The following is a 15,795-nucleotide window of genomic DNA, read 5'->3' as shown; positions in this document are numbered from 1 at the left end:
TTACATCAAAAAAATAACTTGTAAAATTAACTGATTTCAAAATATTGCATTTTACAAAAAGCAGACTTATATTTTTTCTTCAAAAGGGATATTAATATCAAAAATCTCCGCTAACAAATTGGCTATTTCTTCCAGATAAGAGTTTAAGATTTGAGGCGTCACTATGACATCTAGATCTTTTTCTTCTTTAAAGCCAAAAGGCAAAAATCCCGATTTGAGGTTTTTGAATGAAATAATTCCAACTTCTATCGGAAGTCCGCCCGCTTCTTTCTCAAACATGAAAGCATAAGCCAAAACCTGAATAATTTTATCGTTTTTAATCTCCTGCGTCAATCCGTTCCAAGTTTTCAACACAACGCTAGCCTTTTCTACTTTTCCAGTCTTATAATCAATAATTCGAATTTTGCCATCTCGACGCTCTATACGGTCGACATTTCCTTTAATTAAAACAGGAAATGGCAATTTTGGATGGACAAACTCACGTTCAAAAGTTTGCTCTAAAGCGACAATCTGAATCGCTTCATTATTTTTAACCGATTCCAATTCCATTTTCAAGAAATTAGAGACGTTTCGTTTTGCCACTTCAAAAGCCAAAAGATTACGTCCTTTCTTGATTTCTCCTTCTTTATAAACCAACTTAAATTGCTTAAGAACTTCGTCATCCAGCAACTTAAAGCAATTTGAAAGATCATTCTCAGAAATAAACTTCCCAATAAAAGGTTCATACAATGCTTTTAAAGTCTCATGAATAATAGTCCCTAAAGTATTCAACGCAATGTTTTCTTCAACTTCTTCAACTTCACGAATTCTTAATATCTTCTGAAAATAAAACTCAATTGGATTCCTAATATAACTAGTCAAAGCCGACGGAGAAAACCCATTAACAGCAATTTCTTTCAAACGCTCCATCACCAAATCAGACTTTGGAACAGAAATAGGCTCATAAGCCGTATTTGGGAGATCCGGATTATAAATATCAAACGTAATATTATGTTGTGATTTCTTTTCGACTTCTAATTGCGTTATAAAACGGCTACGCTCTCCTGCATCCAATCCGTCATTTTCTGTATTATAAATCAAATAGATATTTTTAGCCCTTTGCAATAAATGATAAAAGTGATAGGTATAAATCGCATCTTTTTCTTTAAAAGTTGGAAGCCCAAGCTCTCTCTTTACATCATAAGGAATAAATGAATTCTGCGATTTTCCAGCTGGAAATTTACCTTCATTCATAGAAGTTATAATTACCGTCTCAAAGTCCAAAACACGGCTTTCTAAAACCCCCATAATCTGCAAACCACGCAACGGTTCACCTTCAAAAGACACTTCGGCCAAATCTATAATTTGCTTATAAATCGAATGAAGCGTATCAATATTATCAATATGATGATGTTTAGAATAGTAATTTATAAGTTTATTAATTACTTTAAAAACTCCGTAAACAAAAGCTTTCGCAATTTTTTCTTCTTCGTTATCATTACTAAAATGATCTTTAATTGCAATTAATAAAGCAGAAATGTTTTTTAAAACCGCAACAGAACCATTTATCCATTTTTCAAACAACAAATCAAAGAAACTCGAAGGCTCAGGATGAAGTTCTAAAATTTTCTGATGAGTAATAAAAGTATAATTGTTTTCTTTAATAATTCTTACTAATCTATGCGCATTTGCATAAGGCTCAACCAACGGATGAGTTAAAATATCAAGTACATCTTTATAGTAAAAAACATAACTGCCACCTTTTCGAGAAAGGGCATTGGTATGCATTTTAAATAATTTGGCAACAAAAATCTGCGACGGATTGTTCTTTCCAGAATATCCCATTGTAATGTTTAAAGCTCCAACAGATGAAGGAAGCGAATACAAAACAGGAACCAATAAATTCTCTTCACCAAGCACAACGGCAACTTTATCTAACGAAGCTTCTGGATTTTGATCAATTAAATTTTCGATAATACTACCCGCTAATTTTGCTTGCCCAATTGTTTTTGGAGTTCCGATAACTTGAATATTTTTTGACTGTGAAAAATCATCCACAATCCATTCAAAAATATTTGACTTATAATGTTTCCAACTTTCTTTAAAACGTCTCAAAAAAAGTCCAGCATCATGATATGGATCATTAAGAAAAGCTTGATCAGCATCCCAATAAATTCTGGCTTGATCTAAAGCTAATAGATGCTGTACGATTTTTTCTTCTGCTGCATTTAAAGCATTGAAACCCGCAAAAATAAAAGTACGTTTTCCAATAGTGTTCGAAAAATGATTGAGATTATTTACCGCTTCTCTGTAAATCAAACCTTGATATCCAATTGACTTAAACAACAAATGGTTGTACAGTGATTCGTAGTATAAAGGAAGTAACTTCCAAAAATCAATATAATTTTCAAGAAGTTTTGTTTTTTGATCTACTTCTAGCCCCCACCTTTTTATATCTTCAATATCTTTTAAATATGACAGAACATGCGATGGATCTAAAAGATAGCGATCAATTTCATTAAAATCTTGCAAAAGGGTCTTTGCCCAATTTGCAAACAGCTCAAAAGATTGCTGATGCTTCTGTTCTGTAATTGATAAATAAACTTCGTAAAACTCAAACAACAGCTCTATCGAATCAACTGAACGTATTGAAGCTACATCTTGAACAAAATCTTCAATACTTGTAATCTCTGGAGCAATAATAGTCTTCGAAGTCTCTTTTTTAAGAGCTTCAATCAAAAAAACTTTTGCTCTTTTATTCGGAAGTATTATTGTTATTTCAGAGAGTTTCTCTGCAAAGTCCTGAATTACAACAGAGGCAATTTTTTGAAGAAAAGAAGTATTTACCATAGGATAAAAATAAAAAAAGCCATTCAATTAAGAATGGCTTTTCATGTTTATTTAGAAAACTAATTATAGTTTACCTTGGTATTTAGAACCAATGTGTCTAATTTCAGTTCTTCTGTTTTGTGCTTTACCTGCAGCAGTTTTGTTACTTGCAACTGGTTGGCTAGAACCAAATCCTTTAGCTTCTAAGTTTTCTGGGTTAACACCTCTTTCAACTAAAGCGTTTAATACAGCGTTAGCTCTATCTTCAGAAAGTTTTTGGTTAACTTTAGCAGAACCTGTACTATCTGTGTGTCCTTCGATAGAGAATTTCGCGTTTGGATAGTTTTTAAGGATTTCTTTAATAGCATCTAATCTAGCTGGAGTTTCTTTGTCACCAGTTTTGAAAGTAGCTTTTCCTGAGTTGAAGTAGATTGCTCTAGCTTGAACTTTAAGATCTTCTAATGCAGCAGAAGTTACTTCTGGACATCCTCTGTTACTTGCAGGACCTGGAACTGTAGGACAGTCATCATCTTTATCAGCAACACCGTCTTTATCAGCATCTAAGAATGGGCAACCACCGTTTTCTTTAGGACCAGCAACTGTAGGACATTTATCGTCTTTATCAGCGATTCCGTCACCGTCAGTATCAGGACAACCTTTTAAAGCAGCTAAACCAGCAACATCTGGACAAGCGTCATCTTTATCAGCAATTCCGTCTCCGTCTGTATCAGGACATCCGTTTAATGCAGCTAAACCAAATACATCTGGACAAGCGTCAGAAGCATCAACGATTCCGTCACCGTCAGTATCAGGACATCCGTTGAATTGTTTTAAACCAGCAACATCTGGACAAGCATCGTCTTTGTCGTAGATTCCGTCTCCGTCAGTATCTTTACCTCCGAATTTGAAAACTAAACCTGCAGTGTGTTGGAAGTGAGATGGAGCATCTGGAGTTCCAGAAGCATCTTGTCTATCACCACTAACAGCCCATTTGTATCTTGTAGCTAACTCAAGACCAATAGCATCAGTAAACCAGAAAGTAACACCAGCACCTGGGTTAACAGTTCCATAGCTACTATCTCCGAAGAAAGTATAACCACCACCAACAGATAACGAAGGATCAATCACTTTAGATTTGATTAATTCTTGGAAGCTATATTTGATAGTAGCATCAATTCCGTAGTACATTAAGTCACCAGGATTAGTAACAACATTACCTCTACCATCATGCCCTGCAGCAGTTGGATCGAAAGTAACATATTTATCAATTTTGTTTACAGATCCTTGTAAACCAACTGAGAAACCACTACCTACATATCTAGACACACCAATGTAAGATAAAGAAGGTAAAATGTTCCAGTTGTCTTTTACAGCGAATGGCTGAGAGAAGTGCTGATCGAAAAATCCACTACCAGCACCTGAACTTGTTCTAGTATCCACAGCATTAACTCCGAAAGAGATCGCCCATGGATTGTTACTGTCTTGCGCGTGAGCATTTAAACCCATCGCCATCAATACAGCAACTAAAAGTTTGTTAAGATGTTTCATACTTAATTTTTTTAATTACAATTTAGTTAATTACAAGCAAAAGTAACACCAAATTTTTTAAATACAAAATGAAATGTTAAAAAAAACCTACAAAAATTTAACAGAAGTGGTAATTATATAACTTTTAACATTTTACCGACAACTGTGAAGGCATTTATAGCTTTGTCCAAATGTTCTTTTTCATGCGCCGCAGATAGCTGTACTCGTATTCTAGCCTTATCTTTCGGAACCACTGGAAAGAAAAATCCAATAACATAAATTCCTTGTTTCAAAAGTTCGTTTGCCATTGTCTGAGATAATTTTGCATCGTATAACATAACTGGAACAATTGCAGAATCTCCATCAATAATATCGAAGCCTGCTTTTTTCATTCCTTCTTTAAAATAGTTGGTATTCCATTCTAATTTATCACGAAGTGTTGTGTCTCTTTCCAATAATTCAAATACTTTTATCGAAGCGCCAACAATAGCCGGAGCCAATGAATTTGAAAACAAGTAAGGTCGAGATCTCTGACGTAATAACTCAATAATTTCTTTTTTCGCAGTAGTATATCCTCCCATTGCTCCACCTAAAGCTTTTCCAAGAGTCCCTGTTATAATATCTACCCTTCCCATTACTCCTTTTGCTTCGAGAGTTCCTTTTCCAGTTGCCCCAATAAAACCAGCGGCATGACATTCATCCACCATTACCATTGCATCGTATTTATCAGCAAGATCACAAATTTTGTCTAGTGGCGCTACTAATCCGTCCATAGAAAAAACTCCGTCAGTAACAATCAATTTAAAACGAGCTCCAGCTTCGTTTGCTTTTATCAACTGCTGCTCCAAGTCTTCCATATTATTATTTTCATAACGATATCTAGCAGCTTTACATAAACGAACACCATCTATAATAGAAGCGTGATTTAAGCTATCTGAAATAATTGCATCATTCTCTCCCAACAAAGGCTCAAAAACACCTCCGTTTGCATCAAAGGCTGCGGCATATAATATAGTATCTTCTGTACCATAAAAATCAGCAATCTTTTTCTCTAATGTTTTATGAATATCTTGTGTGCCACAAATAAATCGAACAGACGACATTCCGAAACCATGCGTATCCATTGCATCTTTTGCTGCTTGCACCACTTCTGGATGCGATGAAAGTCCTAAATAATTATTAGCACAAAAGTTCAACACTGTTTCTCCTGTTGAAATTGTGATTTCTGCACCTTGAGGAGAAGTAATAATACGCTCCTTTTTAAAGATTCCATTTTCTTCAATTGTCTGCAATTCTTTTTGCAGATGTTCTTTTATTTTACCGTACATTTTTTATTTATTTAAAACGTTAAATATTAACAGCTTAACCAAAATTCAGCTTCGCTTTTTCTTTAACATCTGATTAATTTTTTCACAAATTTACCACCTCAATTTCTGTCCCAATGTATACCAAAGCCTTTTTCAAAACTGCATATCCCAAATCTTCAATTGCATCTTGATATTCCTGAATCTGCTGTTGATATTTTGCATTTACAGCACCTGTTTTATAATCTAACAAATAGGCTTGTTTATTTTCTAAAAAGACAACTCGATCTGGCTTTAAAATTCTCCCTTCTTTCTGAACAATCGTCTGCTCATTCAAAACCGTATCTTTTCCATCAAAACAAACATTTAGTTCTGGATGATTCACAATTTCTCTCAAAGTTTGCAATACTTGATCTACTTGATCGTAAGTTATCAAACCGTTTTCAATAGCTTTAGTTACCGCCAAATCAACATCTGTTTTATCTTTAACAAAAGCCAAAATTTCATGAACAATATTTCCGTACGAAATAGCTTCCTGCTGATGCGTTCCCCACATTAAAGCTTCGCGTTGTGCAATTTTAATATTTTTCGGATTTAAAACTTCCCTGACAACAGGAATCGATTTAACTGTATCGACTGTTCTCGTGATTTTTGATAGCCTAGTTTCATTTCCAAATTCATAACTCAATTTTTCTTCCTCGTAAACCCCTTCATGAATCAAAAATTTAATAAAAAAAGAAGCCATGTTGTTCGGATATTCGCCATCACTTTTAGCTTTTAATGATTGAGAAATCACATATAATTGTTCTTCGGCACGCGTTAGCGCCACATACAACACATTTATATTATCTAAAAGCTCTTCTTGTTTTTTCAAATTAAAAACTGCCGAGGCACTTTCTCCAAAACTTTCAACCGCACTGCTATTATCAACCAAAGCTTTTGGAACTCCTAAATCTATTTCTTCAGTATCGAGCCACAACTTATCTTTTGGCTTTCGGTTATAATCTTCATCTGCAAAAGGCATAATTACAACCGGAAACTCTAATCCTTTAGATTTATGAATCGTCATAATACGAACTGCATTATTTCCTTCTGGAGACGGAATGCTAAATTTATCCGAATTTTTATCCCAGAAAATCAAAAAGTCTGCAACTCCAGATTGATTCCGAATATCTCTTTCTAAAACAATATCCAGAAAAAACTGCACATAAGCATTTCCTTCAGACAGAAGAATAAATTTAGAAATAATGATTTCAACAGCCTCATATAAAGATTTCTTCCGAACATCTTCAAAAGAAAAAGAAACATCAAAAGTCACAAGCCATTCTTCAAATTCTTTTTCAAATCTATGATTCATTCCCAATGCAATGAAATCATGAACCGGCATAGACAAGTCTTTTGTTGAAGAAAGGAAATGCAAAAAGTTAGCTTTCGACTCTAAGTCGGCGCTATTATTTAAATACCGAAGAAGATGAATTATAAAACGAACTTCTGATGCATTCTGAATCATTAAAGTTTCTGAAGAAAGAAGCGGAACGCCTTGCTCGGTCAAATAATTTGCAACCGCAATTCCTTGATCTCTTTTTCTCGTCAAGATTACAATATCTTTATATTCAAAACCCTGCTTAACGACTTCTCTGATCGTATTTAAAGTTGCTAAGACATACAAATCTGATTTCTCTACAACTTCTTCGTCATCTATAAATTCATTTTTCTCGGCAATTGGAAGAAAAGAAATATTCACATACCCCCCTTTTTTCGAATTCGTATTTTGGAAGCTGTGATTTTCGTATAAATCCTTATAATCTGCATTTGTAAATTCAGCCGAAATTAATTGGAAGAAAGCATTATTAAATTCAATAACCTCACTATAACTTCTATAATTGGTATCTAAATGCTTCACTTTTTTTTCGTGATGAAAAAAAGCGACTTCTTCTTTACTTAACTCGATAAACTGTTCTGCTTTTCCTCCGCGCCAACGATAAATTGACTGTTTCGGATCTCCAACAATCATCAAAGTTCCTTTGTTACCATAATCATCCAAACCAGAAAGTGAATTATCAATAAGCGGAATCAAGTTCTGCCATTGCATTTCTGATGTATCTTGAAATTCATCAATAAAGAAATTGCGATAACGCTCACCTAAACGTTCATAGATAAAAGGCGCTGGCTGATTCTGAATTTCGCGATGAATAATCGCATTGAATTCTGAAATCGATAAAACATTTTGTTCCGACTGAATTTTAGCAAGTTCATTACTCACCGTATTCAGTAAAGAAAGCGGAGTTATGTTTTTTAAGAAAGCCTTATAAAAATCTCTTTTTTCGAAATTTTGATAAACCTCTTTTAATATCTGAAGCAATTCTGGAATAATATTTTCGATTAACGCTCGGTCTTTTGCCGTTTTGTTAATTGCAATATCATCAAACTCATGAAAGGTTTTATTTTTTGGATTGAATTTTCCGCTTCGAATACTTTCCAAATGATTTGGAAAAGTTCCTCTTGAAAATGATTTTGGGTCAATTCCGTTTTTATCAATTAATTCAATTGCTTTCGTTGCAAGACCTTCATTTTTTTCTTCCAGTTCTTTGCAAAGCGCCTGCATTTTCTTTTTAATTTCAACAAACTCTCCGATTGTTTTATCTTGAAAATGCAAAATTTCATTTCTATTATTTTCATTCAAAACCAATCTTCCTGTGTCGAGAATTTCTCGAGAAACATCCCAACTTTTGTCATCATCGGTTTTTTCCATTGTAAAATCGATAAGCAATTTGGTCAATGTTTCGTCTTCTCCTGCTTGAGCAATAATTGCATCAACAGCCTCAACCAATAAATTTTCGGTATCCAGAGTAACTTCAAAAGTCATCGGAAGATTTAAATCGTGCGCAAAAGCACGAATAACTTTATGGGTAAATTTATCAATGGTAGAAATATCAAAAGCCGCATAATTATGAATTAAGTGCTTAATGATCTGCTGCGATTTGGTTTTAATTTTAATGATTGAAAGCCCAGTATCGCGTGACAAATCTTCCATCAAATCAGCCGCTTTCGGAGACGGATCGTCTTTTGCAAATTCAGACAAATTCCCAACAATACGGCTTTTCATTTCATGAACCGCTTTGTTGGTAAAAGTAATTGCTAAAATATTTCGATATGCATCGTTTTTTGGAGAAGAAAGAATAATCTTTAAATATTCTTTAACCAAAGTATACGTCTTTCCTGATCCTGCAGAAGCATCATAAATAGAAAAAGACGGACTTTGCATGGTTTTGATTTTTTATATCGTAAAAATAGCACTTCTAGCGCAGTATTAATTAAAAAATCAAATAAAATTGAGAAATCGATAAAATTAGTGTTTTGGAAAAGCTCTTTTGTTGAAAACCAAAAGTATACCTACACCAGTAGAAATTGCCACATCGGCAATATTAAAAATTGCATTGAAGAATGCAAAATGTTTTCCTCCAAATATTGGCAACCAACTTGGAAGCTCACCTTCCCAAATAGGAAAGTAAAACATATCTACAACCAAACCATGAAACCACGTACCATATGGAGTTGGAGAAAAAATAGTTGCTAAGTTATGTGTGCTGTCATCAAAAATAACTCCGTAGAAAACAGAATCGATAATATTTCCAGCCGCTCCTGCGAAGATTAATGCAATAGCTGCTATCAGATAATTTGAATGACGCTTTTTTACTGAATCAGAAAGCCACCATCCAATTCCAACAACAGCAAAGATTCTGAAAACGGTCAAGATTAGTTTTCCGTATTCACCTGGTATTTTTGTACCCCAAGCCATTCCTTCATTTTCAATAAAATGAATTCTAAACCAATCAGCAATTACAACTTCTTCGCCTAAAACAAAATTTGTTTTGACATAAATTTTAGAAAGCTGATCAACAATTAAAACTAAGAATATAAGGAAATACGCTTTTCGTAATGACATTTTATAATTTTTTGATGGGCAAAAATAACAATTTAATCAAAAAAAACGCTCCTAAAGGAGCGTTAATTCTTTTGTAACAAACTAAACAAGTTTATCTGCTAATCTAAACCTGATGAAGTTTACTTTTTTACGGCAGCTTTAGCTGGTGTCTTTGGACTGTCGGAAAAAAATTCTGAAATAGATTTAAATATTCCCTTGCTTTCTTTTCCGGCCGCCAACTTCTTAGCTTCTCCCTTTTTTACATCAGCTTTAAACTTAACGCGCAGTTTTTCAAATTCTTTCATTCTGCGCTCTACATCAGAGTTTACTTCTTTGAATTTCAATACTTTAGCCATAATGTAAGTTTTTTGTAGTAAATAATTTAAATTATTACTGATTTGGTACTACAATGATACATAATTTAATTTATATTTGTTAATAAAAATTAACACTTGTTTAGGTTAAACAGCAATTAATTTTTAAATCCAAATTCCAAATGAACTGAATTTAACATTCATCCCAAAATCCTACAAAATCATGAATGAAATCACAACTACCCTAAATGACTTTCTTGTCAGCACAAAATCTACAGCAGCTTTAATTTTAAATGGAAAAGGCAAACTCATTACCTCACTGAATTTAGACTATGGAGATAGTATCGCCGCAATGAGCGCAGCAATTTTATCTATGAGCGAAAAATTCTTACTTGATTTAGAAAAAGGCTCTTTAAAACAATTGTACTTAAAAAGCGCCGAAGGCGTTATCGTTGGAAACAAAATAAGCGGTTCCAATTTCATTGTTGCTTTTTCTCGAGAAGGAAGCAACCTTGCATTATTGATGCGTTCTACAGAAGAAGTTTCTGCTGAATTAAGCAAAAATTCATTATTGAAATAACAATAAATTCTATTAACAAATAACCCAAATGAACTATGAGTAATGATTTTTTAAACGTGTTTTTAAATGAAATGAAAACAAACGTGAACGGCTTTATCGCTGTAGCAGTAACTGAAATTGAATCTGGATTAAGTTTTGGAAATTTAACTATCGACCCTAGTTTTGACCCTGAACTTGCAGCAGCTTATAACCTAGAGGTTGTAAAAGCTAAACTAAGTGCTGTAAAAGCATTAAACTTAAACCAGGATATCGAAGATATTTTGATTACACTTTCTAATCAAATTCATATTATCGACATTTCTCCAAACAAAAAGTTCATGATTTACTTGGCCGCAGATGCTTCAAAAGCTAATCTGGGTATGACAAGAGCTATTTTAAGAAAACACAAAGCTGACGTTGAAAAAAACCTAGCATAATTTTTCTTAAATTTTATCCATTACAAACCGTCTTAATTCAAGACGGTTTTTTTATAGCTTATAATGAATGAAAGTAAAACAAACGAAATTGTTCTTACAAAAATCAATACCGCATTTTTAATTTTATTTTGATTAATTATAAACAATTTCTTTCAAAGTACAAATTCACTAGTAAACTAGCTCATAGTTAAACATTAAACAAAAAAAGCGCTCCATAAAGGAGCGCTTTTTTATTACATATTTCTACGCAATCTTATCGTTGCAAGTTTTTAGCTTCGATACTCATTGTTGCATGAGGAACGATTTTAAGCCTTTCTTTGCTAATTAATTTACCTGTTACTTTGCAGATACCGTAAGTTTTATTTTCCACACGGAATAAAGCATTTTTTAAGTCACGAATGAATTTCTCTTGTCTGATAGCCAACTGAGAGTTTGCTTCTTTAGACATGGTCTCACTTCCTTCTTCAAAAGCTTTAAAAGTTGGAGAAGTATCGTCAGTTCCGTTATTCAAATCGTTCATATAGGCACTTTTGATCAAATCAAGATCTTCTTGTGCTTTTTTAATTTTTGCTTGGATTATTTCTTTGAACTCTGCTAAATCTGCATCTGAGTATCTAATAATTTCATCTATCATTTTCTACTATTTTGAAATTAATATAATGGTTCTAATGTCATCAAACTCAATTTCTGTGCCGTTTTCTAAAACGTCAGCAAAAACTAGTTCGTCTGTTAATGTTTCAGACTTAATATAGTCTTCATTTTTTGAAACTGCATCTTCTAAAATACCGTCTCGTTTTATTTGAACTTTAATCTTATCCGTAACCTCAAATCCTGAGTCTTTACGAATGTTTTGTATTCTATTAACTAATTCTCTAGCGATACCTTCATTTTTTAATTCTTCGGTAAGAGTAATATCAAGCGCAACTGTTATTCCGTTTGAATTAGCAACCAACCATCCTTCGATATCTTGCGATGTAATTTCCACATCTTCTAATGATAAAGTTACACTATTTCCTGCAATAACAATATCTAGCGTCCCTTGCTTGTCCAGCTGATTGATTTGATCCGCAGAAAAACTTTGTATCTCTTTGGAAATCAACCCCATATCCTTACCAAAACGTGGGCCAAGCGCCTTAAAATTAGGCTTAATTTGTTTTACCAAAATACCTGAAGCATCATCTAAAAGTTCAATTTCTTTAACATTTACCTCAGCTTTTACAAGGTCAGAAATCGCTTCGATTTCAGCACGCTGATTCTCGTCAAGTACTGGAATCATTACCTTTTGCAAAGGTTGACGAACTTTTATCATCTCTTTTTTACGTAGTGACAACACCAAAGATGAGATCGTTTGCGCCTTCTGCATTTTGCTTTCCAACGTTTTATTAACAAAGTTTTCGACAAATTTTGGGAATTCTGCCAAGTGAACACTAGCAAAATCCTCGGTTCCCGTAGAAGCTATCAAATCTCTGTATAATTTATCCATAAAAAATGGAGCAACTGGAGCGCTTAATTTACTAATGGTAAGCAAACAAGTATAAAGCGTTTGGTAAGCTGCAATTTTATCTTTAGCGTATTCTCCTTTCCAGAAACGACGACGACATAAACGAACGTACCAGTTACTTAAGTTTTCCTGAACGAAATCAGAAATGGCTCTTGTCGCTTTTGTTGGCTCGTAATCTTCATAACATTCGTCAACAAATTTGATTAACGAATGTAATTCAGAAATAATCCACTGATCGATTTCTGGTCTTTCGTTTAACGGAATTTCAGCTTCTTCGTATTTAAATCCGTCGATGTTAGCATATAACGAGAAGAATGAATAGGTATTGTAAAGTGTTCCGAAGAATTTACGTTTAACCTCAGCAATTCCTTCAAGGTCAAACTTCAAGTTATCCCACGGATTTGCATTCATAATCATATACCAACGTGTAGCATCTGGACCGTTTTCTGCAATGGTTTTAAATGGGTCTATCGTATTTCCTTTACTCTTAGACATTTTAATTCCATTTTTATCTAAAACTAAACCATTAGAAACTACGTTTTTATATGCTACTTTATCAAAAACCAAAGTTCCGATTGCATGCAAAGTGTAGAACCATCCACGTGTTTGATCTACTCCTTCTGCAATAAAATTTGCTGGAAAATCTTTATTATCATCAATTTTTTCTTTGTTTTCAAAAGGATAATGCCATTGTGCATAAGGCATTGCTCCAGAATCAAACCAAACGTCGATTAGATCACTTTCACGCTTCATTGGTTTCCCTGAAGCCGAAACTAAAGTAAGTCCATCAACCACGTTTTTGTGTAAATCGATTAAATCGTAATTTGCCTCAGACATATTTCCGATTTCAAATCCTTTAAACGGATTTTCTTTTTGGAAACCTGCTTCGATCGATTTTTCGATTGCATTGTACAATTCTTCAACAGAACCGATAATAACTTCTTCTGTTTTATCTTCTGTTCTCCAAATTGGCAAAGGAATACCCCAATATCTAGAACGAGATAAGTTCCAATCATTAGCATTTTTAAGCCAATTTCCAAAACGTCCTTCACCAGTAGATTTAGGTTTCCAATTGATAGTTTCGTTCAGGTCGAACATTCTATCTTTTACATCGGTTACTTTGATGAACCATGAATCTAGAGGATAGTATAATAACGGCTCGTCTGTTCTCCAGCTGTGTGGATAACTGTGCACGTATTTTTCAACTTTAAAAGCTTTGTTTTCTTCTTTTAAACGAATCGCAATTTCAACATCTACAGATTTCTCTGGAGCTTGTCCTGCATCGTAATATTCGTTTTTAACGTATTTACCAGCTAAATCACCTAAATGTGAAGTGAATTTTCCTTGTAAATCTACTAATGGAACTGGAGTTCCGTTTTCGTCTAAAACCAACATTGGCGGAACTTCTGGTTTTGCTTCTTTTGCCACTTTAGCATCATCTGCACCAAAAGTCGGAGCTGTATGTACAATTCCCGTTCCATCTTCAGTTGTAACAAAATCACCTGCGATTACTCTAAATGCGTTTTCAGCATTTTCATAAGGCAGTACATAAGGCAATAATTGCTCGTAACGAATTTCTACTAAATCCGCTCCTTTTGCTTCGGTTAAAATTTTGTAAGGAAGTTTTTTGTCACCGTTTTTCACATTGTCAAAATCAGCATCGTCTTCACTTAAGAAAAATCCTTTTCCGAATTGTTTTCCAACTAAGTTTTTAGCCAAAACAACATTAATTGGCTCAAAAGTATATTGATTGAAAGTTTTAACTAAAACATAATCGATTTTTGGACCAACTGTCAAAGCTGTATTTGATGGCAATGTCCAAGGAGTTGTCGTCCAAGCTAAAATGTGAATATCTCCAAAACCTTGCAAGAATGAAGGCAAAGTTTCTGGAAGCGTTTTAAACTGTGCTACAATTGTAGTATCAGTTACATCACGGTAAGCTCCAGGCTGATTTACTTCGTGAGAAGATAATCCTGTTCCTGCTTTTGGAGAATATGGCTGAATTGTGTATCCTTTGTACAATAAACCTTTATCATAGATTTGTTTCAAAAGCCACCAAACCGATTCCATGTATTTTGGCTTATAAGTCACATATGGATCTTCCATATCTACCCAATAACCCATTTTTTCGGTCAAATCATTCCATACGTCGGTATAACGCATAACGGTTTTTTTACACGCTTCGTTATATTCTTCGATCGAAATCGTTTTGCCAATATCTTCTTTTGTAATTCCTAATTCTTTTTCGGTACCCAATTCTACAGGCAAACCGTGAGTATCCCATCCAGCTTTTCTTTTAACCTGAAAACCTTTCTGAGTTTTATATCTGCAAAAAATATCTTTAATCGCACGTGCCATTACGTGGTGAATTCCAGGTAATCCGTTTGCTGAAGGCGGACCTTCAAAAAATACGAAAGGCTCAGCACCTTCGCGAGTTGTCACACTCTTTTCAAATATATTTTCTTTCTTCCAAAAATCAAGAACTTCAGACGCTACAGTTGGCAAGTCAAGTCCTTTGTATTCAGTAAATTTTGTACTCATTTTATCCTTTTCTTAAACGAGGTGCGAAAGTAAGGAATTTTGAGGGAAATAGATAAAAGATAACGGAAAAAAGACCGATTTCGGGAAATTTTGAGTAGATTCCGCAACAAATAATGTTCTTTTTATCTATTTAAGAGAAAACTTCCTTTAAAATCTCTAAAGATTTAGGTTTTTTGAATCCTTCCAAATGAAGACTATAATAATCGATTAGAATTTTCAGAAGAATTTGTCTTTCTAAAACATGAAAGACTTTTTGATCATTATCAAATTTTAATTCCAGTAATTTTTTAAACAAATTGGTTTCATGTTCTGAAAGCACATTTGCTTTTTGAAAAAGTGTAAAAACGCCTTCATTCATTTCAAAAAAAGGCAAATCGATCTCAGAAGTATCGGGATAAAAACCAAGATATTTTGTGATTTCTAAGAGCAGAATTAAATGAAAATTAGAAATTTCATCATGATGATCTAGCCAAGTTAATGCCGTTTCTAAAAAGAGAAATAACTGTTCGTTTTTTTCTTCTTCTTGAATAGAATAATGCAGCATCTCTGAAAGAAACATAACCATTGTACTTTTCACAATATCAGTATGAATAGTCTGAAATGGAACAGCACTTTTTATTTCTTTAAAATTTTCTAAAGTGCCTTTATTTTTGTGAACGGCTTCAATTTCTAAAATCGAAAACGGCTGAAAATAAGCAATTTTCTGACTTGCCTTTCTGCTAGAAAAAGCGTCACGTACAAAATAAGATTTCAGTCCACTGGATAGTGTAAAACATTTTACGATCAAGCTTTTTTCCTGAAATTTTAATGATGAAATTACTATGGCTTTGGTTTTGACTTGCAAAAGATTTTTATTTTTTTGTTTGAAGTTTTAGCTTT

Annotated in this window: 11 protein-coding genes; 2 read left to right on the top strand and 9 right to left on the bottom strand. The window is 33.7% G+C overall.

The window, feature by feature from the left end; genetic code table 11:
* Window positions 1-66 precede the first annotated feature (66 nt).
* The 6 genes from JC605_RS06130 to JC605_RS06105 all read right to left on the bottom strand — a co-directional run bounded on the left by JC605_RS06130 (window position 67) and on the right by JC605_RS06105 (window position 9,920).
* Window positions 67-2,829 (bottom strand): PD-(D/E)XK nuclease family protein, encoded by a 2,763-nt coding sequence (locus tag JC605_RS06130; RefSeq protein ID WP_198855342.1) that lies wholly within the window; start codon window positions 2,827-2,829, stop codon window positions 67-69.
* A gap of 63 nt (window positions 2,830-2,892) precedes the next feature.
* Complete coding sequence (locus JC605_RS06125; protein WP_198855341.1) at window positions 2,893-4,356, bottom strand: OmpA family protein; 1,464 nt, start codon at window positions 4,354-4,356, stop codon at window positions 2,893-2,895.
* 113 nt (window positions 4,357-4,469) lie between these two features.
* Window positions 4,470-5,663 (bottom strand): glycine C-acetyltransferase, encoded by a 1,194-nt coding sequence (kbl, locus tag JC605_RS06120; protein WP_198855340.1) that lies wholly within the window; start codon window positions 5,661-5,663, stop codon window positions 4,470-4,472.
* 82 nt (window positions 5,664-5,745) lie between these two features.
* Window positions 5,746-8,904 (bottom strand): exodeoxyribonuclease V subunit beta, encoded by a 3,159-nt coding sequence (locus JC605_RS06115; protein WP_198855339.1) that lies wholly within the window; start codon window positions 8,902-8,904, stop codon window positions 5,746-5,748.
* An 84-nt stretch (window positions 8,905-8,988) separates the two neighbouring features.
* A complete protein-coding gene (locus JC605_RS06110) occupies window positions 8,989-9,585 on the bottom strand; it encodes a lipoprotein signal peptidase (protein WP_198855338.1) in 597 nt (198 codons plus the stop codon).
* Window positions 9,586-9,704: 119 nt separating this feature from the next.
* Window positions 9,705-9,920: a hypothetical protein gene (locus JC605_RS06105; RefSeq protein ID WP_095928396.1), complete on the bottom strand. Its 216-nt coding sequence runs from the start codon at window positions 9,918-9,920 to the stop codon at window positions 9,705-9,707.
* Window positions 9,921-10,101: 181 nt separating this feature from the next.
* On the opposite strand from JC605_RS06105, the gene JC605_RS06100 reads away from it, so the two are divergent.
* Together JC605_RS06100 and JC605_RS06095 are read left to right on the top strand one after the other, a co-directional pair.
* Window positions 10,102-10,458 carry a roadblock/LC7 domain-containing protein gene (locus JC605_RS06100; RefSeq protein WP_198855337.1) on the top strand — a complete coding sequence of 119 codons (357 nt, stop codon included), beginning with the start codon at window positions 10,102-10,104 and terminating at the stop codon, window positions 10,456-10,458.
* A gap of 35 nt (window positions 10,459-10,493) precedes the next feature.
* Window positions 10,494-10,874, top strand: a complete 381-nt coding sequence (locus JC605_RS06095) for a hypothetical protein (protein ID WP_111425195.1) — start codon at window positions 10,494-10,496, stop codon at window positions 10,872-10,874.
* Window positions 10,875-11,127: 253 nt separating this feature from the next.
* Here the strand turns inward: JC605_RS06095 and JC605_RS06090 are convergent, their stop codons facing one another.
* From JC605_RS06090 to recO, 3 genes are all read right to left on the bottom strand, one after another.
* Complete coding sequence (locus JC605_RS06090; RefSeq protein ID WP_008465297.1) at window positions 11,128-11,508, bottom strand: TraR/DksA C4-type zinc finger protein; 381 nt, start codon at window positions 11,506-11,508, stop codon at window positions 11,128-11,130.
* 6 nt (window positions 11,509-11,514) lie between these two features.
* Entirely contained in the window at window positions 11,515-14,916 is a 3,402-nt protein-coding gene (ileS, locus tag JC605_RS06085) for an isoleucine--tRNA ligase (RefSeq protein WP_198855336.1), read from the bottom strand.
* Window positions 14,917-15,046: 130 nt separating this feature from the next.
* Complete coding sequence (gene recO / locus JC605_RS06080) at window positions 15,047-15,760, bottom strand: DNA repair protein RecO (RefSeq protein ID WP_198855335.1); 714 nt, start codon at window positions 15,758-15,760, stop codon at window positions 15,047-15,049.
* Window positions 15,761-15,795: the final 35 nt, after the last annotated feature.

The sequence above is a fragment of the Flavobacterium sp. IB48 genome (assembly GCF_016405855.1).
In the GTDB taxonomy this organism is placed as follows: Bacteria; Bacteroidota; Bacteroidia; order Flavobacteriales; family Flavobacteriaceae; genus Flavobacterium; species Flavobacterium ginsengisoli.
Note: the sequence above shows the minus strand (reverse complement) of the source record. Positions and strands in the feature narration are given on the sequence as shown.

What these genes read in the sequence shown, in the direction of transcription:
- JC605_RS06130 (WP_198855342.1), bottom strand. Translation starts at nt 2,829, where the DNA reads ATGGTAAATACTTCTTTTCTTCAAAAAATTGCCTCTGTTGTAATTCAG.
- JC605_RS06125 (WP_198855341.1), bottom strand. Translation starts at nt 4,356, where the DNA reads ATGAAACATCTTAACAAACTTTTAGTTGCTGTATTGATGGCGATGGGT.
- kbl (WP_198855340.1), bottom strand. Translation starts at nt 5,663, where the DNA reads ATGTACGGTAAAATAAAAGAACATCTGCAAAAAGAATTGCAGACAATT.
- JC605_RS06115 (WP_198855339.1), bottom strand. Translation starts at nt 8,904, where the DNA reads ATGCAAAGTCCGTCTTTTTCTATTTATGATGCTTCTGCAGGATCAGGA.
- JC605_RS06110 (WP_198855338.1), bottom strand. Translation starts at nt 9,585, where the DNA reads ATGTCATTACGAAAAGCGTATTTCCTTATATTCTTAGTTTTAATTGTT.
- JC605_RS06105 (WP_095928396.1), bottom strand. Translation starts at nt 9,920, where the DNA reads ATGGCTAAAGTATTGAAATTCAAAGAAGTAAACTCTGATGTAGAGCGC.
- JC605_RS06100 (WP_198855337.1), top strand. Translation starts at nt 10,102, where the DNA reads ATGAATGAAATCACAACTACCCTAAATGACTTTCTTGTCAGCACAAAA.
- JC605_RS06095 (WP_111425195.1), top strand. Translation starts at nt 10,494, where the DNA reads ATGAGTAATGATTTTTTAAACGTGTTTTTAAATGAAATGAAAACAAAC.
- JC605_RS06090 (WP_008465297.1), bottom strand. Translation starts at nt 11,508, where the DNA reads ATGATAGATGAAATTATTAGATACTCAGATGCAGATTTAGCAGAGTTC.
- ileS (WP_198855336.1), bottom strand. Translation starts at nt 14,916, where the DNA reads ATGAGTACAAAATTTACTGAATACAAAGGACTTGACTTGCCAACTGTA.